Origin of the sequence: Xenorhabdus ehlersii (genome assembly GCF_003610465.1) — a bacterium.
Taxonomy (GTDB): Bacteria; Pseudomonadota; Gammaproteobacteria; order Enterobacterales; family Enterobacteriaceae; genus Xenorhabdus; species Xenorhabdus ehlersii.
Genome location: NZ_RAQI01000004.1, coordinates 334,399 through 359,364, shown reverse-complemented (window position 1 = coordinate 359,364; position 24,966 = coordinate 334,399). Strand labels below are relative to the sequence as shown.

The following is a 24,966-nucleotide window of genomic DNA, read 5'->3' as shown; positions in this document are numbered from 1 at the left end:
TTGAAGATGCTTGATTTCTTATCCAAATCAGATCATGCATGCAACCATGAAAATTCATCTGACACCAGAACAAAAACACGCCCTTGAATTGATGCATGATACTACTCGCGACAGTCGAGTCTGTGATCGCATTAAGGCGGTGCTTTTGGCCTCAGAAGGTTGGACTGCTCAGATGATTGCACAGGCCTTGCGTATTCATGAAAGTACGGTCAGCCGTCACCTGAAAGATTTTATCGCGCAGGAAAAGCTCACCCCAGAAAATGGCGGCTCTGAAAGCCATCTCTCTGCCGAACAAACCGCCGACCTGATTGATTATTTGACCGCCAATTTGATGCATACCACAACCCAAATTGTGGCCTATGTCCAAGCCCGTTGGCAGGTTTCTTTCAGCGTGGGCGGAATGACAAAATGGCTTCACCGCCAAGGTTTCAGCTATAAAAAACCCAAGGGTGTTCCTCATAAATTCGATGCGCACAAACAGCAACAATTTATTGATGACTACAAGGCGCTGAAAGAGGAAGCGGGGCAGAATGAACCGATCCTATTTATTGATGCGGTGCATCCTTCACAGTCCACAAAGCTCAGCTATGGCTGGATGAAAGCAGGAAAAAATCAGGTAAAAGGGATCGAAACCACCGGCAGTCGTACCCGTCTCAATATTCTGGGCGCCCTGAATTTACAACGGATTGAAGACACCGTGATCCGTGAATATCCGCGCATCAATGCCGAAAATATCGCCTATTTCTTCGGTGCGCTCCGAGAAACTTACCCGCTTTCGCAAAAAATCCACATCATTTTGGATGGAGCGGGTTACCATCGAGCCGAGTTGGTGAAAGATATTGCGTATGTCCTGAATATTGAATTGCATTACCTCCCGCCTTACAGCCCAAACCTCAATCCGATAGAGCGATTGTGGAAGTATATGAATGAGCAAGTGCGTAACAATATCTATTTTCCGGATGCGAAGACCTTCCGTGAAACTCTTCGTCACTTTTTTCATGTCACTTTGCCAGAAAAAGCGAAAGAGCTCACGACTCGACTGACTGATAATTTTCAGATTTTAAAACCTGCATCTTCAAGTTAGATTGGTATATACCTAGATGTATGTGCGTGATACCCGTTTCTATTATGCGGATCTCAAGGATAAAGAAAACGTGGTATCACACTTTAATCATTTCAATAATGCAATCATCTCAACCAAAATAATCAGCAACTAACTTAATATGTTCACTCTGTAGTTGACCGGATTCATCTAATAACCCAACCCATGCTTTCATATAGTCATATTTTGCCTGAGAGAGTTCACGACGGGCGGTATAAAGCTGTTGCTCAGCATTCAATATATCGACATTCACTCTCTGCCCCAATGCCACACTTTTTTGAGTCGCTTTCACTTGTAATGCAGCCGCTTCCACCGCCGTTTCATAGGCTCGTATCCGCTTTTCACCATTCACGCAAGCGTTATAATTACGCCGCAGTGCATTCAGAATTTCTCCTGTCTGGGCATCCATTTCGAATTTAGTCTTACCATAATTTGCAGCTGATTGGCGCACCGCTGCCGCAGTACCTCCGCCATTATAGAGATTCATGGATATCCGCAATCCAATGGAATCTGTCCGGTATTTTTGGTCGATGCTGTTGTCGCTACTAGATTTATTTTCGCTATGGGAAGCATATAGCTCCAATTTTGGCAGATATCCCGCCCGGTTACGCTCAATATCATGATACGCCACATCCACTTTCTGGCGGGCAGCAGCCAGTTGTGGATTCTGACGTAATGCCAGTTGTTCCCAATCGGCATAGTGTGCTAAATCCAGTTTGATGGTTTTGAATCGCGGAGAGTCGGATAAACGATTAACAGGCACATCTGCTGGCAACGGTATGCCAACTAATAACTGTAAGCCACGAATAGCAGCATCCAGCTCATCTTGCACTGTTAACTCATCAGCCAATACCTGACTGTAACGCGCCTGGGTTTCCGCTACATCGGTACGGGTGCCTTCACCGGAAAAAAATAATTTCTGGTTACGTTCCAGTTGCCCCTCATAGGCTGCCCGCTGTTGGGCAACCTGTGCTAACCGATCTTGTGCATAAGCTACGGCCACATAACTGTTCACCACTCTGACTGCCAATTGCTGGCTATCAACCCGAAAGCGGCTATCACTCATCAAAGCATAAGCCTGACGGGTTCGATAACGCGCCCATGCCTCGAAATCGATCACGGGTTGGGTCAAAATAATCGCACCACTATAGCTATCATACTGTCGATCACGGCTCTCCTTGACGATCCTTCCCCGCTGATCCAAAGATTGCGAATCCATCTTCTGCCAATTTCTAGGTGCATTCTGGTAACTGAAAGATAGCTTGGGCAACAGTTCCACCAGCCCAAGGTTTTTCTCCTCTCGCCCCGCTTCCTGCTCTTTGATAGCAGCCTGAAACGTCGGATCGTGCTGTAATGCCAGCGCATAAGCCTCCGTTAAGGAAAGCGCACTGGCAAAACGGGGAAATATCAATATCGACACCAGTAATACTGATGCTGGCAACAATGTCCTGGAAAATAGGGGAGATAAATAAGTCCGTCTATTGGCAAAACTGTGATATATCAACATCCCCATTACTCCTCAATCAGCGAGGTAGACGTCCTGTCCATTAATGGCTTGAACAGATAACTCAACAACGAACGCGAACCTGTTTTGACAAATACCTCAACAGGCATCCCCGGTTTGATATTCAACCCTGCCAGTTTCTCCATGCTTTCAGGACTGACTTTCAATCGCATCTGGTAATAAGGTTCTCTTGTCAGACCATCCACCAAACGGTCAGCAGAAACCACCATTACCTTACCCGTGACTTTCGGCGTCCGGTTTTGGTTAAATGCGGTAAACATCAAATCAACATCTTGCCCCACAGTAACTTTATCAATCAGGTTCACCATTAAACGCGCCTCGACTTCCAGCGCACTCTGGGTCGGCAGGATCTCCATTAATTTCTCACCAGAAGCCACCACACCACCTTGGGTAAACACGGTTAAGCCAACCACCGAGCCATCTACCGGAGCAATAATAGAAGTATGTGACCGATCAAATTGTGCCGTTTCCAGCTTATTTCTCAGCTCATTCGCCAAGACCTGTACATCAGCTAACTGGCTGCGCACTTCACGTTGATAATCCGCCTGACGCTGGATAACTCGCTGCTGCGTTTCCTGCCGCTGTTTTTCAAGTTGGCCAATTTTTCCGGTCATTTCCGCGATACTGCCACTTAATTCACTTTGGTTACGCAGTAATTCCAGATAGCGGTTGCGGGGGAAATAGCCCTCTTCCGTCAGGGGCTGCAAATTCGTCACCTGTTCCTTGAGAGAGACTTGCTGCTGCTGTTTACTCACCAGAGCTTCACGCAGCCCCCTGATTTGAAAATTCAGTCCCTCTTCGGCCTGCTGCATTCCCGCCAGATCACTACGCAACATTTCACGACGTGATAAAAAGAGCTGTTTTTGCAAGGCCAGAGTCTCATTAATACGCGGCTCCGATTGTTGATTCAGTAACATAGGTGGAAAAACAATGGCATCTTGCCCTTGCTGTTCGGCCAAAAGTCGGGCTTCTGTTGCCAATGTGGTGTAAAGCTGCTGTTTCAGGGAATCAATTTGTGCATTAACCTGCACCTGGCTGAGCTGAACCAAAACCTGTCCAGCTTTCACTTGCTCCCCTTCTTTCACCTGAATTTGGCTGATAATGCCATTAACCGGAGACTGTATCGTTTTACGGTTACCATCAACCACGACAGTACCAGAAGAAGCCACCCCTTTATCGAGTGGCGCAAATGCCGCCCAGATGAAAAACCCCACAATGCCGATCCCAATAATCAGCCAACCTATTCGCAGGTAACGATTTGCATCCAGCGGCAATAATTCCGACACCTCATTTTGGGCGTCCTTTGCGTGAGTCTGATAGGACATCTTTACTCCCAGATAGAAATATCCCAAGGATTGAAATATGGCTGAATCATGTTACGAGGCACGTTCGACCGCTTTTAACTGTGATTGTGACGAAGACTGAGATTGGGATAGCGCCGCCATTACTTGCTGGGAAGGGCCAAACATTTTCATTTTCCCCTGTACCAACAGCAAAATTTTGGTTGTTTGTGAGAGCAATGAAGGTCGGTGCGTGATAACTATCACTGTCTTACCTTGTTCTCGCAATTGCGCGATCGCATGGCTTAAGGCTTTTTCGCCAATATCATCCAGATTCGAGTTAGGTTCATCCAACACCACAAGCGATGGGTTGCCATACAAGGCACGCGCCAAACCTATTCGTTGTTTCTGTCCACCGGATAACCCCATGCCACCCGCACCGATTACCGTGTCATAACCCCGCTCAAGATTAAGCACCAACTCATGAACACCGGCTTTTTTCGCCGCCTCAATAACTTTTTCAGGTTCAACGTCATTAAAGCGTGCGATATTTTCCGCAATCGTACCGCCAAACAGTTCAATATCCTGTGGCAGATAACCAATGGATGCCCCTAACTCATCTTTGTTCCATTGGTAGATATCAGCATCATCAAGCCGTACAACACCTTCTTGCGCCGGCCATATCCCTACCAGCAGGCGAGCCAATGTCGATTTCCCCGACGCACTGGGACCAATCACACCCAGAACATCACCGGCATTCAAGGCTAAATTGATATCCTGCAAGACATATTGATTATTTGGTGATAATCCGTTTTGCGAGGCCTGGAGTGCCCGTGTTTTACTCGGTGGCATTGCCGATACTTTTTCCATCAGCAACACGCCCTTAGGCGCTGGCAATGACATGCCACTTTTGCGTTCTGGCTGCGCTTTTAGTAACTTATCCAGCCGCTGCCAGGACAAGCGGGCAGCATTCCAACTCTTCCATGCCTGTATCAATTGTTCAATCGGCGACAACGCTCTTCCCATCAAAATGGAACCCGCAATCATCATGCCGGGGGTAATATTCCCTTCAATCGCCAACCAGCCACCCAAGCCAAGAATCAACGACTGCAAGGCCATACGGATCGTTTTGGTCAGTGCCGTGATAGCGGCCGAACGTTCACTGGCAATACGCTGAAAATTGAGAAAACGCTGATGCAAGCCAAACCAACGACGGCGCAGTGCTGGCAACATACCAAGTGCTTCAATCACTTCGGCATTACGCAAATTGGTACTGGCTAAATTGGCTGAGCGCAAAGAAAGCTTACTGGCTTCTGCCAAAGGTGCTTGAGATAACCACTGGTTCAGCACCGCCAGCGCGATCAATATGATCGCCCCAAGTAGCGCCAACAACCCCAAATATGGGCTGAACAGGAAGATGACGCAAAGATAGACAGGGAACCAAGGGGCATCAAAAAAGGCAAACAGGGCATTGCCGGTTAAGAACTGACGGATGGTCGCCAAATCATTAAGCATTTGCCCTGCATCAGTGGAACCATTTTTCAGGTTGGATTCATAGGAAGCGGTATAAACCCGTTGATTCAGGCACATATCAAACTGACTGCCGATGCGGATCACCACCTGACTTCGGATATACTCCAGCCCGCCCATCATGGCGAACATACCCAACGTGATCAACGTCAGCATCAGCAAGGTCATTTCATTACTGGATGGCAGTACTCGATCATATACTTGCAGCATATAAATGGAGGGAACCAGCATCAGCAAGTTGATAAATGCTGTAAATAATCCAATAGTCCAGAAGACCTTACTGTGTGCACGGATAACCTCCGTGATTTCATTCCCTTGCTGCTTGAGATTACTTACCATTCTTCTTTTCCTGCTTAAAACGCAATCAATTATAATTAACAACAAAAACAGCAATAATTAATTTTTAACTCGGCTGTTTATTCATCATACGGCGGCTATCATTCCCTTCTTTGGCCGCCGTATTTTTAGATAATTTTCATGAAATCAAATTACGCTATTTATTTCATGTCTAAATTTATTTTCCTGATTTTTTTAATTTAACGACATCATTCCAATTGTTAATAAAGTACGTGCATTCATTACACCCAATTTGACTTGCTTTCTTATAATACTCCTTCGCTTTATTAAAATCTTGTTTTACGCCTATTCCATTCAAATAATTAGTCCCAATAGTGCGGTAACCTTCAAAATAGCCATTTTCTCCAGCCTGTTCAAAAAGAGCGCGTGCTTCAGCGAATTTATTTTCTTCTTCAAGAATAAATCCTAAATTAACCATAGATTTTAGCTTAAATTTATCATTTCTAGAAATAGATAAATGATATCTTTCACTGGCCTCCTGATGATTACCTACAGTGTTTTGTATTACGGCAAGCATCCAATTTGCTTCGGGATCTCCAGCATTTGCTTTATTTACCAACTCAAAATATTCACTTTCATTTTTAGGCATTGGAATAGGTAATGCTGATAAAAAATCATCCGGATAATTAAATATAGCCGATGGAATATTATGATTGGTCATGTTTGAACTCTGCGCCATAAAAGATAAAAATAATATGGAATAAATGAAATTCTTTTTATTTTTAAAAAATAAACCAATCATAATATAACCTCGCTAAAAATATCATTTACTCCTACTATGTCAATGTGAGAGGTAACTGATTCAATTGTCTTATTTTTATCCACTGCAAAATACACATCAACTATCTTAGTCACATTTCCATTATCCCAGTTCACGGTGCTTTCCAGCCCATGAATGTTACCGTTAATATCTTTGAATCCGTTTTCCTTATGCGCAAGATTGATAGAAGAAATCCCTGATTCACTTAATTTATGTAACTCTCCGCTGTCAGTTATCGCATCATGATTAGCATCAATCCATAACTCTAATGAGTTCCACAGACTATCATTTTGATCAAAAATACCATCATTATTATCATCGAGATCGGCTAATGCCGCGAATCCATGATCTGCTTTGGTGCCATTTTTTAAGATCGAGTTATTCCCAAACAGTTCATTTCCATTGTTTATTTTCCCATCTCTGTTTTTATCCCATACTAAAAATGCACTGTTTGACTCTATCCATCCTGAGCTTTCAATAATTCCGTTATTATCGTGATCAAAAAAGAGGTTACCGTTTTCTGCTATAGTCGTAATACCATCACCAGTGAGATCAATAACAAGTGGGGTTTCTTTGTTTTCAAATTCATTAATGTGTTGTTCAATAATCTCTTTCACTTGATTTAAATCTAAACCTAGAAGATGTATTATCCCATCTGGAGTTAATCCGTGTAATGGTTGAATATAATCTAAATAATGTGCATCATTATCTGCCTCTGTGACTGCTAAAATAGAGTTTACAAAATCTATACAATTATTGGTAAGGAGATTATAATTTTCTTTGAAATCTGAAAAATTCGCCCAATCATTATCAAAATTACCATTTTTCAATTCAGAGATGTATCTTTCTATATTACCAACAACATTCTCTGAATATAATGGATATGTGACACTGACAACCTTTGATGCATCGTATGCCATAGAATCTCTAAATGTTAGGTTATCAACTCCTCCGACTCTTTTGTCATCACCTAGACCCCATCCGATAGATTCTCCCTGAAATTCAACCCATGCATGTCCAAAAGGAGATGCGCTAACGATTCCTGCTTCATTCGTATATTTCGTCCCTGATGGGGCTATTTTTATTGTTATACCACCATGGTATGGCAATAAGTCGGCATCAGTTCTGTTATGATATGTACCTGGAGACTTTCCACGCATGACGTCGTAGGCCCCAATAAATCCATATGAGTGTCCAGAGGGTATTGGCGACATAGGTCCAGATGGTATCGATGTCGGTGACCAAGGCTTAGTTGTTACAGGTGACATAGGCCCAGATGGCGTAAATGGAAATGGAAAAACTGGCATAACGGTTTCCTTATTGAAAGTTAAAGAAATTTCACCTCACCCTGAGGGAAGATTAATGATAATAGAAATCATTTTCAATAAAAATATTAATAATTGCCAACCAGCCACCTAAGCCAAGGATCAACGACTGCAAAGCCATACGTATAGTTTTGGGCAACACCGTGATAGCGGCTGATCGTTCACTGGCAATACGCTGAAAATTGGGAGAATGTCATGACCAGTTCCCTGCCATCAACAAAGTAAGCAATCCACTGTTCTGACTCATGACTAAAAAAAGCCACACTATTGCCATCATCATCAGTCAATGTGATGCCATCTGGAGATGGATACCATCCTTCAACAGGCTGCCCAATCAACTCAGTCACACACGCATTACCTTTTAAAGCCCAAATTGAGCCTTCGGGTAAACGGACATCGGTCAATTCAATACTGCACAGCTTATTTCCATCGGAGAGTTGCCATAATCCTTTCAACTCACCTGCGGTTGGAAGCCTCAAACTACTCGCCATACATCCTCCTGCCAAAAAAAGAGAGAAAATTATCGATAAGAGCAATTTCGATCTATAAAACCGACAGCCACAACGCAAGAAGTTCACCATTTTCACCTTTCCATCATGTCCATAATATTGCCGTATCCTGAGGGGAACACGGCAATATTCTATTAATGTGATGACATCAATTAGACGATGAAATCTGCTTCAGTTAACGGTTGACCGACCACTTTCACCAGAAAATCGTTGCCCGCCAGATCACCACCAAGGCTGATTTCCAGATCAGTTACCTCCTTCACTTCGTCATAAGTAAACAGGACTTCGCCTGCCTTACCTGAGAACGAATCCACAAATTTGATATCGCCATTACCACCGAAATTGAATTCAGACAAATCGATCTTATCCTCACCAGAGACGAAATCGTGGATCCAGTCTGGATTATCTTTCAGCGATTCTTTTCCATCCAGATAAACAAAGGTATCGTTACCTTCTCCACCCCACAGATGATCACCGCCCAGACCGCCATAAATGATGTCATCGCCTGCGCCACCTTTCAGGGTGTTGTCTGCACTGTTACCGACCAGAATATCGTCGCCGCTGCCGCCAATCGCGTTCTCAATAACGACACCACGGGCAATAGAAACGTTGCCTTTCAAACCACCAACGTCAGAGAAAGCGCCTTCATTCAGGTTGATACGCTGATTTTGGGTAAAGCCGGAGAAATCAAAAGTATCTTCACCCCCCGCATCCCAGACACTGAACACCAGTTTGCTGTTCGCATCAGTGGCCGTCATAAAGTCGCGGTCGGTATTGGAATTAAAACCATATATGGTATCACCCGTACGGGTTTCCATATTTGCACCATACAATTTCTGAATGGCAGAGATATCATTCAACAGAGGCGCCGATGAATATTCATATTTAAAATCTTGGCCTGTATATTTTTCAGTGAAATAACTCATGACCGTATAGGCACGAGTATCTTCAAAATATTCTGCTTTAGTGATATAGCCTGGCCGCACTTTATCAGAAGCATCATAATCGGCAGGGTGCTCCAATCCTAGTGCATGGCCAATTTCATGGGTGAAAGTCTGACGAGCATAACCATTCACATCAATATCATTGTCTACAAAAGTATGGCTTGTAGAGTCATACCATGTAAAAGCGTTTTTTTGTCCTTGTGGCAGAGTTGCAAATGCATAATCATCGTTGTCACTATGATCAAAGAAACCAAAAGTGATATTCGCTTTTTTAGCACTACTTACTTCGGTAAATTTAATATTGGCAACATCAGACCAGGATTGTAAAGAAAGTTTCGCTGCTTCTTTTTGTTCTTCATTAAAAGCACTGAAGCCAGAAATTTCAAACAACGGCATTATAGCCGGTGTCGACTCCATGAAATAGTACGATAATTTCAAAGTGCCAGAAGAATCAACATACTTATTGGACCACTTATAGTGGCCTCGCAGAAGCTTATCAGGTGCATTGTCTCCTAATGGCTCATGAGCAACCCGAATAGAGGTGTCGTAATTTGGAACATAGGCTTTAAGAAATGAATTAACTTCCTGAACGGAATTGGAATCAGATAACCCTGTATAGGTATACTTTTTCTTTGAGGCCATATAAATCTCCTGTAAAAACAAGACAAATATCCTAAAAACCCGAAATTTTGATAATAACGGAGGTAAAAGTTTTAAATTCTTTCTAAGCCCCACTTAGAAATAAAACTCCAGAATAAAATAGCGTTAGTTACTGTCTGTGTAAAAATAATTAATATACTTTTTTAGAATACATATTGAACAAATTTAATTTATGTAATTAATTATTAATTTCTCAATGAAATTTTTTTGATAATAAAAAAACAACATGATTTAGTAATAAATAATGTTGTTTTTATCTGCTAAAAATTGATCTTAAGAAAGAATTATCTCTTTACCTTTTTTTCTCTACTTTTTTAAAGGCGGGTTGTTTTTTATTCAACTTGAAATTAATTCCATATCCCTGGATTTCACATTGTGTATTTGCGATAAGGGTAACTGAAATAGTTGAATTAAGTGGTATGACAACAGATAAATAGGATAATAAGACGATAGATAGAATAAATAAGTGCTGCCAATAAGGCAGCATATTTAACACAGTAAAGGATTATATCAATAATCCCGATCAGCAGCATACAGAGACCAGATACGACGAATGTGTACAGTGATCTCTTCACGATCGTGATACAGGTGTTTCGCCTGAATCTGCGCATTCACACCATTCTCTTTCAATTGCTGTTCTATTTTTTGCAATAGATGAGCGACTTCCTCATAACGCTTTTTCATCGGCAATTTAAGATTGAATATAGCCTCACGGCACCAGCTTTTTACCAGCCAATCTGTCATAAGTTGGGCAACTTTGGCAGGTTTCTCAACCATATCACAAACCAGCCAGTAAATATTTTTCACTGATGGTTCAAATTTAAAACCATCCACACGATGATGCTTTACTTGGCCTGTTTCCATCAAACTATCAGCCATCGGGCCATTATCTACCGCATGAACCATCATACTGCGTTTTACGAGTTGGTAAGTCCATCCTCCCGGACAAGCACCGAGATCCACTGCGTGAAGGCCGCTACCCAGACGCTCTTCCCATTCGTCATAAGGAATGAATATATGAAAGGCTTCCTCCAGTTTCAGCGTGGAACGGCTTGGTGCATCTGAAGGGAATTTCAGGCGAGGAATGCCCATATAAAAACGGGAGTTATTATTGCTATAGGAATACCCCACATAACAACAGCCCGAAGCGATGAAAAAGACATGGATAACAGGACGACTATAATTTTCCTTTGCCAGCAAAAGCTTTTCCTGACGCATCGCATTACGTAACGGAACCGTAAACTTACGGCAAAACTTCATCAGCTCCTTGCTTTCATTGGTATCCGGCACCTCGACACGCAGTTCACCTGCCCTCTCAATGACACCAATCAGCATACCGACAATCGGGGTAATGCGATCTTCCTGCGGTAAATCTTTCAGCAATTCGCCTACAACCAACATTTGACGAGCAAAAACCAATTCACCGAACGGTATTTCACGGATCAGGCGATCCGCATCATCGGGCTGATAACACTCAAACAGCACATATCCACTGTTCTCTTTCACGCGGGCAAAACCGTAAATTTCTTTTTTACCCGCCTTATCGGTAATTTCTGCTGCACACTCTTTTTCAAAACCTGGGCGGCAATATAAAGCAACTTTATTCATGGCTAGGCGCCGATTTCCTTAGACGCAGAGCGCCAATTAATACACATAACCAACCAATGAGAAAACTGAACCCACCGATTGGTGTCAAATAAACCAGAAATTTTAGCGGTAAAAAGACCAGACAATAAAGACTGCCACTAAACAGCACAATTCCCGCCGTGAAAAAAATCCCACTCCAACCAAACGGTGCTACAGGCTCGCGCATCGACAAAGCTACCAGAGCCATCATGGCGAGTGTATGCAGACCTTGATATTGCAGGCCGGTATGAATCCATTCCATCTGACGTGGTGTCAGGATAGGTGCTAACATATGTGCTCCCATCGCGCCCAATGCCACGTAGAAAAAACCACTGATCCCAACAAAAATAAGCATAGTTCGACTGCACATCACAGGCTCCTGTCTCTGTTTGCCAGTTATTAGGGGTGCTGGGTAATAAATCCTAACCTTTCTTGCTCAGTTGCAGCCTGGGTTAGTATCCACTTGCGGAAAGCCGCGATCTTGCCCAATTCTGCCTGATTATCGTGACAAACCAAATAAAATGCATTCTTGCTGACCAAAACATCATTAAATGGGCAGACAAGACGACCCGCATCAATTTCATTTTGGGCCATAACATTATTGGCTAGCGCAACACCTTGACCATGTACAGCCGCCTGAATCACCATCGCACTATGGCTGAATATTGGTCCCTGCTGGACATTAATTTGTTGCTGCATATCAAGCTGGCGAACATAGGCTTGCCAATCCCGGCGGGATGAATCATGCAACAAAGTATGCCTGGCAAGATCTGCGGGAGTTTTCAATGGGCGATCACCCGTCAGTAACGCAGGAGAACAGACAGGCAGCAGATATTCGGGATAAAGGCGATCGGTACGCAACCCCGGCCAGTTGCCTCGGCCATAAAAAATCGCGACATCGACATCATCAGCCAGTTTATCTTCTTCCCGATCCACTGCCTGAATGCGAACATCAATTCCCGGAAAACTCTGATTAAAACCTGAAAGCCGCGGCACTAACCACTGAATCGCAAAACTGGGGGATAAACTGACCGTTAACGCCCCCTTAGCACTACGAGCCTGAAGTTTGCGAGTCGCGTCATTGATAGCAGTAAAAATCTCCTTGATATCGAGATAGTAACTCTGCCCATCTTCCGTCAACAATAGCGAACGGTTACGGCGACGAAAAAGCTTTAATCCCAGAAAATCTTCCAGACTTTTCATTTGATGGCTAACAGCGGCCTGAGTCACAAATAATTCTTCTGCCGCTTTAGTAAAACTTAAATGACGGGCCGCGGCATCAAAAACGCGTAACGCATTGAGTGGAGGTAAACGTTTAGACATGTTCGTTTCTTATGTAGTAGTGACGATACCGGTAACTCTTTTCATTCAGTTATTAGTTTTTGTAATCCGAAGCATTATAATTTGTCCATTGATGATATACCAGCAAATCCCTATAGTGTGCGCACTTCCTAAGCCGGAACGAAAAGTCTCTTTGTAGCGATACATTGACGCTTTTGGCTTTGTGGTTGTGATGTTGTGTTTGCAAGTTGTCTGGGAAACCAGGCTTTGTAGCATAAGCTACTGTTTTTTTTCACTTCCTGTACATTTACCCTGTCTGTCCATAGTGATTTTTTATTGCACCGCAATGGCGGTGCTTTTTTTCCCGACTTTCTCCTGTAGAATTCCTCATCTCTTGGTTAAAGAAAAACTTATTCTTTATCACACAACGATTAAATTAGCGCCGTTTATGAAAGCCTTTGACTCAGAAAAATTCCGCCTGCAATTTCCTGCCCTGCAACAATCCACCACATTTTTGGACAGTGCAGCCACAGCATTAAAACCGGCATGTATGATTGAGGCGACCAAGCACTATTACCAAAACCACAGTGCAACAGTACACCGCAGCCAGCATGCCACTGCGCAGGCCATGACGGCTCGTTATGAGCAAGCTCGTTCACTGGTAGCAGAATTGATCAATGCGCCATTACCTGAAGATATTATCTGGACAAAAGGAACCACGGAGTCTATCAATCTGGTTGCCCAAAGTTACTTTCGCCCTCGTTTGAGCGCAGGTGATGAAATCATTGTCAGCGAACAGGAACACCACGCTAACCTGTTACCGTGGCTGATTCTGGCGCAACAAACCGGCGCCAAAATCGTTAAATGGGCGATTGGTAATCGGCACCAACCAGAAATCGATACTCTGGCAGAACTATTGAATGAAAAAAGCCGCTTAGTTGCCATCAGCCAAATGTCTAACGTTACCGGCGCCGCAGTAGATTTGGCGCAAGTCACTACACTCGCTCATCAATATGATTGCCGTGTTCTGGTCGATGGTGCTCAAGGTATCGTTCACGCGCCTGTCAATGTACAACAACTGGATATCGACTTTTATGCCTTCTCTGCTCATAAACTGTATGGCCCAAATGGATTGGGTGTGTTGTATGGCAAAAGTGAATTGCTGAATACGATGTCACCGTGGCATGGCGGCGGAAAAATGCTGACTCAAGTCTCGTTCGATGGTTTCACACCGGAAGCCGTACCTTATCGTTTTGAAGCGGGAACACCCAATGTTGCCGGCGTGGTTGGCTTTGCCGCGACCCTGGAATGGTTGAAAACGATTGATATCCAGCTCGCTGAATCCCATGCGATTGCCCTGACGGATTACACCGAACAGCAACTCAGTACGCTGACGGGATTTAACAGTTACCGTGTGGTGGATTCCAGCTTGCTGGCTTTCAATATCACCGGAATACACCACAGTGATTTAGCGACACTGATTGCCGAACAAAATATCTCTCTGCGTTCAGGACAACACTGTGCCCAGCCATTGCTGGATGCCCTTGGGATCAGCGGCTGTCTGCGTGCTTCGTTCATGCCTTATAATAACCAGCAAGATGCAGATAGATTGATCAGTGCCGTAAAGTTTGCGCTAGCGCTGCTGATGGATGATTGATATTGTCCTATTATTAATTACCCCATTATAAAAGCCTATCAAATATATTTTGGTGGGTTTTCAGCTTAGTAGCAGATAACTATTGAACTTTAAAGTCCCCTTTTGCTGATCAATATTTAATGAAATTAAATTATTTTAAGTTGATGAATTCGGTTAATATAATAAATACGACATCATTAATCTGGAAATAAAGTAAATAAGCCCATATTCCTTTAAATAATCCATAGTAATGATCCTTGCTGTATAAAGTATTACACAGCAAGGACATAGCATTCTACTAATCATTGGGCTTAACTAAAATTATATATGATAGATAATTAACTCCATGAACCTGTTCCACCACCCAAACCTGATATCGTGGAAATAGCAACGCCTTGGAAGTGACCAAGCAGATGACTGTGTGAATCAAAGAAAAGTAAACTAAAGTATGCGATTGATGCATTAAACTCAAAACTTACAGTATCAGAATAGAGTTTACCTAAATCATCTGTATATACCAATCGCCATTGAAGATGCTTGATTTCTTATCCAAATCAGATCATGCATGCAACCATGAAAATTCATCTGACACCAGAACAAAAACACGCCCTTGAATTGATGCATGATACTACTCGCGACAGTCGAGTCTGTGATCGCATTAAGGCGGTGCTTTTGGCCTCAGAAGGTTGGACTGCTCAGATGATTGCACAGGCCTTGCGTATTCATGAAAGTACGGTCAGCCGTCACCTGAAAGATTTTATCGCGCAGGAAAAGCTCACCCCAGAAAATGGCGGCTCTGAAAGCCATCTCTCTGCCGAACAAACCGCCGACCTGATTGATTATTTGACCGCCAATTTGATGCATACCACAACCCAAATTGTGGCCTATGTCCAAGCCCGTTGGCAGGTTTCTTTCAGCGTGGGCGGAATGACAAAATGGCTTCACCGCCAAGGTTTCAGCTATAAAAAACCCAAGGGTGTTCCTCATAAATTCGATGCGCACAAACAGCAACAATTTATTGATGACTACAAGGCGCTGAAAGAGGAAGCGGGGCAGAATGAACCGATCCTATTTATTGATGCGGTGCATCCTTCACAGTCCACAAAGCTCAGCTATGGCTGGATGAAAGCAGGAAAAAATCAGGTAAAAGGGATCGAAACCACCGGCAGTCGTACCCGTCTCAATATTCTGGGCGCCCTGAATTTACAACGGATTGAAGACACCGTGATCCGTGAATATCCGCGCATCAATGCCGAAAATATCGCCTATTTCTTCGGTGCGCTCCGAGAAACTTACCCGCTTTCGCAAAAAATCCACATCATTTTGGATGGAGCGGGTTACCATCGAGCCGAGTTGGTGAAAGATATTGCGTATGTCCTGAATATTGAATTGCATTACCTCCCGCCTTACAGCCCAAACCTCAATCCGATAGAGCGATTGTGGAAGTATATGAATGAGCAAGTGCGTAACAATATCTATTTTCCGGATGCGAAGACCTTCCGTGAAACTCTTCGTCACTTTTTTCATGTCACTTTGCCAGAAAAAGCGAAAGAGCTCACGACTCGACTGACTGATAATTTTCAGATTTTAAAACCTGCATCTTCAAGTTAGATTGGTATAAATATAACCTTCTATCCCGGCAAAACCGGGAAAAGTCAGCCCACCAGCCTTCCCCCTAAAAGATTTTTTATCAATATCCACTTCCAGGCTAAACAGTAGGAAAAACATGACGCTTTGTACATCACCTGTAGCGTAATATTTATCATTACTTGAAGAAGCTATTTTTTTTACGGCCTCACCAATAACATTGGGTTCCAATTTACCCTTTGCATATTGTTTAAAATCCTCAATGATTTTAAATTTTATTTCATTGTGTTCTACTTCGTTCATAATATTATCCTCTTTTATATTCCATAAAATGGAGAAAAAACAACAGGTAAAATATATTATTTTATTATTTGATTTAATACCTCATAACAATATATCTTCCTATATATTAGAATTATTTATGGTGAAATGATGCACTGATATATCTATACAGTATGGTGAATTATTTATAATAGACTAAATAATATTTTATTATATTTATAATATTCTTATACACAATGATAATAGATTGATTTTTCCATTGGGAAATACCCATAAAAATCAAAAAATAATATCTATTAAAAATAGGAAAACATCTAAATAAACTCTCAAAGCATTGGTCATGTATTCAAATGTCAGGGTGAGTTGCGTTTCCTGATCCTGATGGGTTATTTCGTGCCCAAGCAACACAAATAACTTTAGCTTAAAAATATAACTGCTATGATCCTGAAACCTCACCCAGAGGAAATCAGCAACAAGCCCACTATAAGATAAATAACCCATGACACAACTCTCAGACACTATCCTGGCTCCGCATCCATTCGGAACAGAAATCACGGAACAGCAACTTATTGAAAACTTTCAGCAATGCAAATTGTGGGAAGATCGTTATCGGCAGCTCATCGGCCTGGCCAAAAAGCTGCCTCCTTTAGCGGATGAACTAAAACAAAAAAATATCGAAAGATCAGGCTGTGAAAATCGCGTCTGGTTGGGGTATCAACATCTCGTAGACGGCCGATTGCATTTTTATGGCGATAGTGAAGGCCGTATCGTCAAAGGATTATTAGCCATCCTGCTGACCGCCGTAGAAGGCAAAACCCCAGAGCAGGTTATGCAAATATCTTTGGCCGAGCTATTCCAACACCTCGGCCTGGAACAACAACTCAGTGGCTCAAGGCTCAATGGTGTGAAATCCCTGATAAATACCATTCAGGAAATAGCGAACACTTACACTCATTAGGTTCGCTTAAAACGCATTTTCCCGCTCAGCTTTCGCCACCATTTTTTTCAATGCGTGGGATACAGCAACAAAACCAAAAGTCGCCGTAACCATCGTTGCGGCACCAAAACCAGAAGCACAATCCATTCGCTTAGAACCCTCCGCTGTGCTCTTGGCAGCACAAACTGTACCGTCAGATTGTGGATAAACTAACTGTTCCGTTGAAAAAACGCAGTCAATGCCTAACTTACCTTTGCCGTTTTTCACTATGCGGTAATCCGACTTCAAGCGCTCCTTCAATTTCGCCGCTAATGGATCTTGCACCGTTTTTGCTAAATCCACCACCTGGATCTGGGTAGGATCAAGTTGCCCACCCGCTCCACCAGTCGTCACAAGCGGGATCTTATAGCGGCGGCAATAGGCTAGTAACGCCGCTTTTGGCCGTACGCTATCAATAGCATCAATAACATAACTAAACCCTGTCGACATCAATTCAGCCACATTATCAGGGGTGACAAAATCATCAATGCAAGTGATCTGGCACTCAGGATTAATCGCTCGTATCCGTTCCGCGATGACTTCCGTTTTTGGTAAACCCACATTCTGTACCAAAGTGTGCAACTGGCGGTTGGTATTGGTGATGCAAACATCATCCATATCAATCAACGTAATAGCACCAATACCGGTACGCGCCAGCGCTTCTGCCGCCCATGAACCCACACCACCAATTCCTACAACACAGACATGTGAACGGGCAAATAATGAAAGTGCTTTCTGGCCATATAACCGCGCTGTACCAGAGAAACGCTGAAGATAAGCATCAGAGAGAGAAATTTGCATTGCTAAATAAATCCTGCATAAAACCTACCTCTATTGAGATAGGTTATCGATTGATGGTTTGAACTGGAAGGGATCTTACTGGTTTGCCGCCAAAAAACCAGATGATGCTTTCTTCAATACCCAAACACGGCCATAGTGATTATAAAAACCCGCCATTTCACCCGCTTTCTCCCCAACACCGTGATAAATATCAAAATGGTTCCCTTTGATGGCACCACCAACATCCAGCGCCACCATCAGACGCATTCGATACTGGCCGGTAAATTTGCCCTTTTCATCCAGCACAGGCACTTCCGCCAGCAATGCTGTTCCGGGAGGGATTAATGATTTATCAGATGCTACCGAGGCTTTTGCAATAAGGGGCACAGCACTGGCTCCCCGCACAAGGGTATAGGATTCAGGTTTAAAGAAAACGAATGAAGGATTCTGCTCCAGCACTTCTCTCACTTCGGCCTCGCTGTGTTGTTCTCCCCACTGACGGATAGCCTTCATCGACATTTTTTCGCTCGGTACTTCTCCACGGTCAATCAGCACCTTGCCAATACTGCGATAGGCCTGTCCATTTTTCCCCCCATAGCCAAAAAAGGTCAATGGACGTCCATCCCCAAAATCGACATAGCCACTCCCTTGTACTTCCATCATAAAATTATCCATCAGGGAGTTACTGTACCCGATAATAAATTTCTTGCTCAGAGCACCTCTATATATCTCTGCGCGACTTGGCAAACGGGAACGTAAATGAGTTGGCATACGATACAGTGGATATTTAAACTCCCCTTGCCTGGTATGTCGTGCTTGCAAAACAGGTGTGTAATAACCGGTAAACTTCACGTTGCCGTATTTATCTTCACCCTCCATCTGATAAGCCAGTAAACCGAACTCATTTAAATCACGGGTATCACCACCAGACAGCATCCAGTGCTCAATGGCATTAAATAATTTACGGTTATTGTCATAAAGACGAGGAGAAGCTTTGCTGATATATTCAACTTGAGTAGCAAAATCCCTGGCATTAACCGGAGAACCTTCGGCATTAGGGATATTAACCAACTGGAGGTTTCGGGTAATTCGCCCATCCTTATACTGCTGCGCCTGATCAGTGGGTCGAAAATGGCATCCCGATAATAACGAAATGACAAATCCAAATAAAAGATATTTCCCCCAAACTCTCATATTAATGCCTTATCTCTGACCATCACTCACTGGGAGCACGAACAATACCAAACACTCATAAATAATGAAATGTAGTTAGATAAAATAGCTTACCGTTTCAGCCAAACCCATCGGGCAAAAACAAAACAACCAGGCCATTTTTAAATCAAAAAACAAATAAATTTAGTAAATATCAATAAAAAAACTTGCAACTGCTTCGTTCCAGAGTATAGTGTGCCGACATCAGACGCGGGGTGGAGCAGCTTGGTAGCTCGTCGGGCTCATAACCCGAAGGTCGTCGGTTCAAATCCGGCCCCCGCAACCAACTCGATTGTATATCATCCCTAGTATGATGTAGCGTCGATTTGCTCTGGCAACAGAGACAATCTGGTAGTAAAAATGTCATCATTTAAGTGTTTGCATTCATGATTGCTAATCAAGGTTTGCAGATAGACGGACGCGGGGTGGAGCAGCCTGGTAGCTCGTCGGGCTCATAACCCGAAGGTCGTCGGTTCAAATCCGGCCCCCGCAACCAACACTATATGATGTCATTATTCAGTGTTTGCATTCATGATTGCTAATCAAGATTTGCAAATAGACGGACGCGGGGTGGAGCAGCCTGGTAGCTCGTCGGGCTCATAACCCGAAGGTCGTCGGTTCAAATCCGGCCCCCGCAACCAATTTTTTCATTTTTTCCCTTCAATTTTCATCTCTGCTTTCATTTCCTAGCTTGTTACCTTGATTACCTAATTGCCACTGATTTTTAAATTCATATTTAAATATTATTTCATTCCGGTTTAAGCATGAATATAAAGTAAATAACCATCATTTCATCATAGGCAATCAGCCTTAGCGGATATTTCACCGCCGTGCCAATTCAGCCCCATTCTTGAAATACGCCTTAATACCAGCAAAAATGGATTCTGCCACTTGTTGCTGGAATTTCGCTGTCTTAAGTTTGCGTTCTTCTTCCAGGTTACTGATAAATGCGGTTTCTACCAAAATAGAAGGAATATCAGGGGCTTTCAATACCGCAAATCCCGCCTGATCGACGCTATTTTTATGCAATTTATTGATTTTTCCCACCCGCTTGAGCACTTCTTTACCAAATTTCAGGCTATCGTTAATCGTTGCGGTTTGAACCAAATCCAACATGGTATGATCCAAATATTTATCGCCACTTTTGCTGACTCCACCAATTAAGTCTGCCTCGTTCTGAGTTTGGGCGAGAAAACGGGCCGTATTGCTGGTGGCACCCTTAGTCGAAAGCGCAAACACGGATGAACCCCGTGCAGAGCGATTTGTAAAGGCATCCGCATGAATAGAAACAAAGAGATCAGCCCGCATCTTACGCGCTTTTGCCACCCTCACCGTCAAGGGGATAAACACATCTTCATTACGTGTCATGTAAACTTTCATGCCCGGCTCACGTTTGATGAGTGCCTGTAAACGACGGGCAATCTGCAACACGACATCTTTTTCACGGGTTTTATATTTCCCAATTGCTCCAGAGTCTTCACCACCATGACCGGGATCGAGCATAATCACAATCGGCCTGTCTTTGCCTGCCTTGCCGGGTTTACGTGTTTGTGCAGGCAAATGTTGTTCTAAACTCCCACTGTTATACTCTTCAAGCAGGGCTAATAAAGGATCATTAGCCACATCAACAGCCTTTTGGGGATACAGATCGAGTACCAGACGGTGTTTAAACTTCGCAATGGGCGGCAATGTAAAAATATGCGGGGAGACAGGCTGTTTGATTTCAAAGACTAAACGCACCGTTTTAGGATTAAATTGCCCTGCCCGCACTAATTTTAGGTAAGGGTCACGTCGCTGAACCTGTGCCCCCATACTGCTCAAAATGCGATTAAGCTGGATACCCTGCAAATCAATGACAATACGATTAGGGTTTGAAAGCGAAAACTGGCGATATTTAAGTGGAATATTAGACTCCAGCGTCACTCTGGTATAACTTGATGCAGGCCAAATACGAACAGCAATAACTTTTGAAGTCGCTGCATAACCTATTGGGCTGATGCTTAATAACCATACAGCGGCTGCGCCTTTCAGCAGGCGACGACGTGAAGTATTATGGTCTGAATGACTCATTGTTTATTCCGCTTAAAAACAACCAAACGCAGTAATCTTTACCAAACATAATAGTGAGGCAGGAACTCTAATTAATTAGCAAACTTCTGTCATCAAAAAACGTATTTTCTGATAATCTAATTTATTTATACCAATATAAATAATAACGTTATTTTTATCCATGTTTCCTCTTGCCATTTCCCTCCAAAAAGAATAAAAATACAAAAAATACGAATAAAAATTCAATCAGAGAGGGTTTCATGAGCGAACGCAGTACCGAATTGGTTGAAGTCTTACGTCACTCGGTTCCGTATATCAATGCACATCGAGGTAAAACCTTTGTCATTATGCTGGGAGGTGAAGCCATCGCCCATAAGAATTTTTCTAATGTCGTCAACGATATTGGATTACTGCATAATCTGGGCATTCGTTTAATCGTTGTTTATGGTGCCCGTCCACAAATTGAACAGAATATTGCAGAACACAATTGCCAATCGGTTTACCACAAACACACCAGAGTAACCGATGCCAAGACACTGAATTTGGTCAAACAGGCAGCAGGCCTATTACAGCTAGAAATTACAGCTCGTCTTTCCATGAGCTTAAACAATACCCCATTACAAGGCGCTAATATTAGTGTCGTCAGCGGAAACTTCGTTATCGCCCAACCTTTGGGAATCGATGACGGCGTCGATTATTGCCATAGTGGCAGAGTCCGTCGTATTGATGAGAAAGCAATCAACCAACAACTGGATAATGGTGCTATTGTGCTGATTGGGCCAGTTGCGGTTTCCGTTACAGGAGAAAGTTTCAACCTCACTTCCGAAGAAATTGCAACACAACTGGCAATCAAATTAAAAGCAGAAAAATTAATTGGATTTTGCTCATCTCAGGGCGTACTTGACGCTGAAGGCAACACTTTATCAGAAATGTTTCTTAATGAAGGAGAAGCTCACCTGCACAAATTGGAAAACGCTAGTGATTGTCATTCAGGAACCGTGCGTTTCTTAAGAGGAGCGATTAAGGCCTGCCGCCGTGGCGTTCGCCGCTGCCACTTAATCAGTTATCAAGAAAATGGCTCGTTAGTGCAGGAACTCTTTTCCCGCGAAGGTATCGGCACTCAAATAGTTATGGAACGTTCCGAACAGATACGCCGCGCCAATATTAATGATATTGGTGGCATTCTTGAACTTATTCGCCCATTGGAGCAACAAGGTATTTTAGTACGCCGTTCACGTGAACAACTGGAAATGGAAATTGATAACTTCACTCTGATTGAACTCGATAATATCACTATCGCCTGTGCTGCCCTATATCCCTACCCTAATGAAAAAATTGGAGAAATGGCCTGCGTTGCTGTACACCCAGATTACCGAAGCTCTTCCAGAGGTGAAATTCTGCTAGATTCTATTTCCAGCCAGGCAAAACAAAAAGGATTGGAAAAACTTTTCGTGCTCACGACCCGCAGTATTCACTGGTTTCAGGAGAAAGGCTTTAAGCCCGCAGGGATAGATATGTTGCCCGTGGAAAAACAAGCGCTGTATAACTATCAGCGCTGTTCCAAAATTTTGATGCTGGATTTACAGAATTACTAGCCATACAATCCTTAGCCGCATCGCCTTCTTATTGCGGGTTGAACCAATCTGCCAACCCGCTTCGTCGCTGTGTTGCTGTGGCCACAGCTTTATCCAAAACTGGCTTATTGGCATAAATCGTTAGTTTTTCCCTCGCCCGCGTCAGTGCGGTATACACTAACTCCCGACTGAGTATTGGTGAGTATTGAGTTGGTAACACCAAGGCCGTATGCTCAAATTCAGACCCTTGAGATTTATGCACTGTCATCACATAAGCCGTTTCATGTTGAGGTAATCGACTCGGCTGAAACCCTTTAATCTGCCCATCAGACAACTGGAAATAAGCTTTCAGCTCATTATCCTGATTTTTGAGCATAATCCCGATATCTCCGTTAAACAGTCCAAGGGTACTGTCATTACGCAATATCATGATAGGTCGCCCGACATAACCACGGCTCTCCACATGTTTGGGCAGGGTAATCACGCCTTTCCTGTGCAGTAATTGTTCCATTCGTTGGTTCAGCCCCGTAACACCAAAAGGGCCTTCCCTTAACGCACACAGCAATCGAAAGCGATTGAATTCCGCTAAAATGGCTTTTTCTGCCGCCCGTTCATTTGCCATTGCCAAATATTGAGAATAACCAGCAGCGGTTTCCGCCAACAGACGCTGATAATCTTCATCCACTGCAAGTGGATAAAAATTAACATCGGGAAAAGACTGATTCAGCACTGCCGTGACTCCTCCGCGATCTCCTTGATTCACAGCTGATGCCAATCGCCCAATGCCGGAAGCCGAGTTGAAGCGATAGCTTTTGCGCAGCAGACACAGGCTATCCCGCACAGCAGGCGTATCTTTATCAGAATGAGAGGTGGATAAAGTGGAATAAGATGTTAACTGACATCCAGTCAATCGTTCCAATTGCTCAGCCCGCTTGGCGCTATAACCTTGTTCAGCAAAACGGCAAATATCTCCCAATACCGCTCCGGCTTCAACCGATGCAAGCTGGTCTTTATCCCCTAAGAAAATCACTTTCGCCCGTGGCGGCAAAGCATCAACCAAGTGAGCCATCATCGGTAAATCTACCATTGAAGCTTCATCAATGATCAAAATATCAAGGGACAGCGGATTATCACGCCCATAACGCAGTTTCTGGCTATCGGGTTGCGCTCCCAGTAAACGGTGGATAGTTTGCGCCTGTTCTGGAATGCTATGCCACTGTTCTGGCGTCAAATCGAGTTTCTTGACCGCTTCTCTCAGTGATTCAGTTAATCTGGCCGCTGCCTTACCGGTTGGCGCAGCCAATTGAATACTTAATTTTTTCCCTTCATGCAACTTGATCAAGGCAGCCAACAACTTAGCTACTGTCGTAGTTTTACCGGTTCCTGGCCCACCAGAGATCACAGAAATACGGCTCGTTACAGCCACTGCTGCCGCAACCTTCTGCCAATCAATTTCCCCTTCAACAGTGACACCAAAAAGCTCATCCAAAATGCGATGTAGCTGGATTTCATCAAGAGCCGTTTGATCATAGGAAGTTTGAGCAAAAGTATCGGTTAGCTCCACAGCAGCAAAAAAATCCGCCACCCGCCGTTCACTTTGCCACATACGTTGTAAATATAGGCGGTAATCACTCTCTCTTTGATGGGAAAGGATCATCGGTGCCGGAGATTCCCCCGTACTTACCGCCGGACATGTCTGTAAAACAGCCAGAATTTGCTGTTGATCGGGTTCTCCGACCAAAGACCAAAGCGATACAGCTAACTCCGGCTGCCTGCCTTCAAAAAAATATTTTGGCGAAATCCGCTCCAGTGGCAAACAGACATGCCCCGCGCCTGATTCAGCACTTAACAAGGCCGTAATCAACAGCAGTAGCGGGTTTTCATCCTCAATCATCGCATAAGCAAACTGCACATCCAAAGGACGCAGCAGCTTCTGGCTCACCGCCTGTTGCAAGAATGACATCATGGAAT

General features: G+C 43.5%; 21 protein-coding genes and 3 tRNA genes. 8 read left to right on the top strand and 16 right to left on the bottom strand.

The features are described from left to right. Nucleotides 1–46: 46 nt before the first annotated feature. Complete coding sequence (locus tag BDE27_RS14545; RefSeq protein WP_120211325.1) at nt 47–1,084, top strand: IS630 family transposase; 1,038 nt, start codon at nt 47–49, stop codon at nt 1,082–1,084. Between the two features lie 109 nt (nt 1,085–1,193). Here the strand turns inward: BDE27_RS14545 and BDE27_RS14540 are convergent, their stop codons facing one another. The 10 genes from BDE27_RS14540 to BDE27_RS14495 form a co-directional block, all read right to left on the bottom strand. Continuing rightward, nucleotides 1,194–2,609: a TolC family outer membrane protein gene (locus BDE27_RS14540; RefSeq protein WP_099133458.1), complete on the bottom strand. Its 1,416-nt coding sequence runs from the start codon at nt 2,607–2,609 to the stop codon at nt 1,194–1,196. Nucleotides 2,610–2,614: 5 nt separating this feature from the next. Further along, on the bottom strand, nt 2,615–3,952 hold the full coding sequence (locus tag BDE27_RS14535) for an HlyD family type I secretion periplasmic adaptor subunit (protein ID WP_099133456.1): 1,338 nt from the start codon (nt 3,950–3,952) through the stop codon (nt 2,615–2,617). A 51-nt stretch (nt 3,953–4,003) separates the two neighbouring features. Continuing rightward, a complete protein-coding gene (locus BDE27_RS14530) occupies nt 4,004–5,776 on the bottom strand; it encodes a type I secretion system permease/ATPase (protein ID WP_099133454.1) in 1,773 nt (590 codons plus the stop codon). Between the two features lie 175 nt (nt 5,777–5,951). Further along, nucleotides 5,952–6,536: a tetratricopeptide repeat protein gene (locus BDE27_RS14525; protein WP_099133453.1), complete on the bottom strand. Its 585-nt coding sequence runs from the start codon at nt 6,534–6,536 to the stop codon at nt 5,952–5,954. Further along, nucleotides 6,533–7,861 carry a hypothetical protein gene (locus BDE27_RS14520; RefSeq protein WP_099133451.1) on the bottom strand — a complete coding sequence of 443 codons (1,329 nt, stop codon included), beginning with the start codon at nt 7,859–7,861 and terminating at the stop codon, nt 6,533–6,535. Before BDE27_RS14520 ends, BDE27_RS14525 begins: the two co-directional genes overlap by 4 nt. Before the next feature lie 179 nt (nt 7,862–8,040). Continuing rightward, entirely contained in the window at nt 8,041–8,370 is a 330-nt protein-coding gene (locus BDE27_RS14515) for an AprI/Inh family metalloprotease inhibitor (RefSeq protein WP_099133449.1), read from the bottom strand. A gap of 170 nt (nt 8,371–8,540) precedes the next feature. Next, nucleotides 8,541–9,974, bottom strand: a complete 1,434-nt coding sequence (locus BDE27_RS14510) for a serralysin family metalloprotease (RefSeq protein WP_099133447.1) — start codon at nt 9,972–9,974, stop codon at nt 8,541–8,543. 528 nt (nt 9,975–10,502) lie between these two features. Continuing rightward, nucleotides 10,503–11,600, bottom strand: a complete 1,098-nt coding sequence (rlmM, locus tag BDE27_RS14505; RefSeq protein WP_099133446.1) for a 23S rRNA (cytidine(2498)-2'-O)-methyltransferase RlmM — start codon at nt 11,598–11,600, stop codon at nt 10,503–10,505. After that, a complete protein-coding gene (locus BDE27_RS14500) occupies nt 11,593–11,988 on the bottom strand; it encodes a DUF423 domain-containing protein (protein WP_099133444.1) in 396 nt (131 codons plus the stop codon). Before BDE27_RS14500 ends, rlmM begins: the two co-directional genes overlap by 8 nt. A 29-nt stretch (nt 11,989–12,017) precedes the next feature. Beyond that, a complete protein-coding gene (locus BDE27_RS14495; RefSeq protein ID WP_099133442.1) occupies nt 12,018–12,941 on the bottom strand; it encodes a transcriptional regulator GcvA in 924 nt (307 codons plus the stop codon). Nucleotides 12,942–13,347: 406 nt separating this feature from the next. On the opposite strand from BDE27_RS14495, the gene csdA reads away from it, so the two are divergent. Beyond that, nucleotides 13,348–14,556 carry a cysteine desulfurase CsdA gene (gene csdA / locus BDE27_RS14490; protein ID WP_099133530.1) on the top strand — a complete coding sequence of 403 codons (1,209 nt, stop codon included), beginning with the start codon at nt 13,348–13,350 and terminating at the stop codon, nt 14,554–14,556. A gap of 317 nt (nt 14,557–14,873) precedes the next feature. On the opposite strand, the gene BDE27_RS20530 is transcribed toward csdA, so the two are convergent. Then, a complete protein-coding gene (locus BDE27_RS20530; protein WP_420882898.1) occupies nt 14,874–15,056 on the bottom strand; it encodes a VapA/VapB family virulence-associated protein in 183 nt (60 codons plus the stop codon). A 52-nt stretch (nt 15,057–15,108) separates the two neighbouring features. Between BDE27_RS20530 and BDE27_RS14480 the strand changes: the two genes are divergently transcribed. Then, entirely contained in the window at nt 15,109–16,146 is a 1,038-nt protein-coding gene (locus BDE27_RS14480) for an IS630 family transposase (RefSeq protein WP_120211325.1), read from the top strand. On the opposite strand, the gene BDE27_RS14475 is transcribed toward BDE27_RS14480, so the two are convergent. Then, nucleotides 16,138–16,425: a VapA/VapB family virulence-associated protein gene (locus BDE27_RS14475; RefSeq protein ID WP_099133050.1), complete on the bottom strand. Its 288-nt coding sequence runs from the start codon at nt 16,423–16,425 to the stop codon at nt 16,138–16,140. The two genes, BDE27_RS14480 and BDE27_RS14475, sit on opposite strands and share 9 nt — an antisense overlap. A gap of 478 nt (nt 16,426–16,903) precedes the next feature. Here BDE27_RS14475 and csdE point away from each other — a divergent pair, with 478 nt between their 5' ends. Continuing rightward, nucleotides 16,904–17,362 (top strand): cysteine desulfurase sulfur acceptor subunit CsdE, encoded by a 459-nt coding sequence (csdE, locus tag BDE27_RS14465; protein ID WP_099133048.1) that lies wholly within the window; start codon nt 16,904–16,906, stop codon nt 17,360–17,362. A 6-nt stretch (nt 17,363–17,368) separates the two neighbouring features. On the opposite strand, the gene tcdA is transcribed toward csdE, so the two are convergent. Further along, a complete protein-coding gene (gene tcdA / locus BDE27_RS14460; protein ID WP_099133047.1) occupies nt 17,369–18,181 on the bottom strand; it encodes a tRNA cyclic N6-threonylcarbamoyladenosine(37) synthase TcdA in 813 nt (270 codons plus the stop codon). A 75-nt stretch (nt 18,182–18,256) separates the two neighbouring features. Continuing rightward, nucleotides 18,257–19,354: a murein transglycosylase A gene (mltA, locus tag BDE27_RS14455; protein ID WP_099133046.1), complete on the bottom strand. Its 1,098-nt coding sequence runs from the start codon at nt 19,352–19,354 to the stop codon at nt 18,257–18,259. A gap of 227 nt (nt 19,355–19,581) precedes the next feature. On the opposite strand from mltA, the gene BDE27_RS14450 reads away from it, so the two are divergent. The 3 genes from BDE27_RS14450 (at nt 19,582) to BDE27_RS14440 (ending at nt 20,013) form a co-directional block, all read left to right on the top strand. Then, nucleotides 19,582–19,658 (top strand) — tRNA-Met (locus tag BDE27_RS14450). Nucleotides 19,659–19,791: 133 nt separating this feature from the next. After that, nucleotides 19,792–19,868, top strand: a tRNA-Met gene (locus BDE27_RS14445). Between the two features lie 68 nt (nt 19,869–19,936). After that, a tRNA-Met gene (locus tag BDE27_RS14440) sits at nt 19,937–20,013 on the top strand. A gap of 181 nt (nt 20,014–20,194) precedes the next feature. Here the strand turns inward: BDE27_RS14440 and amiC are convergent. Then, entirely contained in the window at nt 20,195–21,442 is a 1,248-nt protein-coding gene (gene amiC / locus BDE27_RS14435) for an N-acetylmuramoyl-L-alanine amidase AmiC (RefSeq protein WP_099133045.1), read from the bottom strand. Nucleotides 21,443–21,681: 239 nt separating this feature from the next. On the opposite strand from amiC, the gene argA reads away from it, so the two are divergent. After that, nucleotides 21,682–23,016 carry an amino-acid N-acetyltransferase gene (argA, locus tag BDE27_RS14430; RefSeq protein WP_099133044.1) on the top strand — a complete coding sequence of 445 codons (1,335 nt, stop codon included), beginning with the start codon at nt 21,682–21,684 and terminating at the stop codon, nt 23,014–23,016. Nucleotides 23,017–23,044: 28 nt separating this feature from the next. On the opposite strand, the gene recD is transcribed toward argA, so the two are convergent. Beyond that, nucleotides 23,045–24,961 (bottom strand): exodeoxyribonuclease V subunit alpha, encoded by a 1,917-nt coding sequence (gene recD, locus BDE27_RS14425; protein WP_208638599.1) that lies wholly within the window; start codon nt 24,959–24,961, stop codon nt 23,045–23,047. Nucleotides 24,962–24,966 lie beyond the last annotated feature (5 nt).

Bases quoted from the DNA above. Each gene is read 5' to 3' on its own strand.
- BDE27_RS14545 (WP_120211325.1), top strand. From the start codon at position 47: ATGAAAATTCATCTGACACCAGAACAAAAACACGCCCTTGAATTGATG.
- BDE27_RS14540 (WP_099133458.1), bottom strand. From the start codon at position 2,609: ATGTTGATATATCACAGTTTTGCCAATAGACGGACTTATTTATCTCCC.
- BDE27_RS14535 (WP_099133456.1), bottom strand. From the start codon at position 3,952: ATGTCCTATCAGACTCACGCAAAGGACGCCCAAAATGAGGTGTCGGAA.
- BDE27_RS14530 (WP_099133454.1), bottom strand. From the start codon at position 5,776: ATGGTAAGTAATCTCAAGCAGCAAGGGAATGAAATCACGGAGGTTATC.
- BDE27_RS14525 (WP_099133453.1), bottom strand. From the start codon at position 6,536: ATGATTGGTTTATTTTTTAAAAATAAAAAGAATTTCATTTATTCCATA.
- BDE27_RS14520 (WP_099133451.1), bottom strand. From the start codon at position 7,861: ATGCCAGTTTTTCCATTTCCATTTACGCCATCTGGGCCTATGTCACCT.
- BDE27_RS14515 (WP_099133449.1), bottom strand. From the start codon at position 8,370: ATGGCGAGTAGTTTGAGGCTTCCAACCGCAGGTGAGTTGAAAGGATTA.
- BDE27_RS14510 (WP_099133447.1), bottom strand. From the start codon at position 9,974: ATGGCCTCAAAGAAAAAGTATACCTATACAGGGTTATCTGATTCCAAT.
- rlmM (WP_099133446.1), bottom strand. From the start codon at position 11,600: ATGAATAAAGTTGCTTTATATTGCCGCCCAGGTTTTGAAAAAGAGTGT.
- BDE27_RS14500 (WP_099133444.1), bottom strand. From the start codon at position 11,988: ATGTGCAGTCGAACTATGCTTATTTTTGTTGGGATCAGTGGTTTTTTC.
- BDE27_RS14495 (WP_099133442.1), bottom strand. From the start codon at position 12,941: ATGTCTAAACGTTTACCTCCACTCAATGCGTTACGCGTTTTTGATGCC.
- csdA (WP_099133530.1), top strand. From the start codon at position 13,348: ATGAAAGCCTTTGACTCAGAAAAATTCCGCCTGCAATTTCCTGCCCTG.
- BDE27_RS14480 (WP_120211325.1), top strand. From the start codon at position 15,109: ATGAAAATTCATCTGACACCAGAACAAAAACACGCCCTTGAATTGATG.
- BDE27_RS14475 (WP_099133050.1), bottom strand. From the start codon at position 16,425: ATGAACGAAGTAGAACACAATGAAATAAAATTTAAAATCATTGAGGAT.
- csdE (WP_099133048.1), top strand. From the start codon at position 16,904: ATGACACAACTCTCAGACACTATCCTGGCTCCGCATCCATTCGGAACA.
- tcdA (WP_099133047.1), bottom strand. From the start codon at position 18,181: ATGCAAATTTCTCTCTCTGATGCTTATCTTCAGCGTTTCTCTGGTACA.
- mltA (WP_099133046.1), bottom strand. From the start codon at position 19,354: ATGAGAGTTTGGGGGAAATATCTTTTATTTGGATTTGTCATTTCGTTA.
- amiC (WP_099133045.1), bottom strand. From the start codon at position 21,442: ATGAGTCATTCAGACCATAATACTTCACGTCGTCGCCTGCTGAAAGGC.
- argA (WP_099133044.1), top strand. From the start codon at position 21,682: ATGAGCGAACGCAGTACCGAATTGGTTGAAGTCTTACGTCACTCGGTT.
- recD (WP_208638599.1), bottom strand. From the start codon at position 24,961: ATGATGTCATTCTTGCAACAGGCGGTGAGCCAGAAGCTGCTGCGTCCT.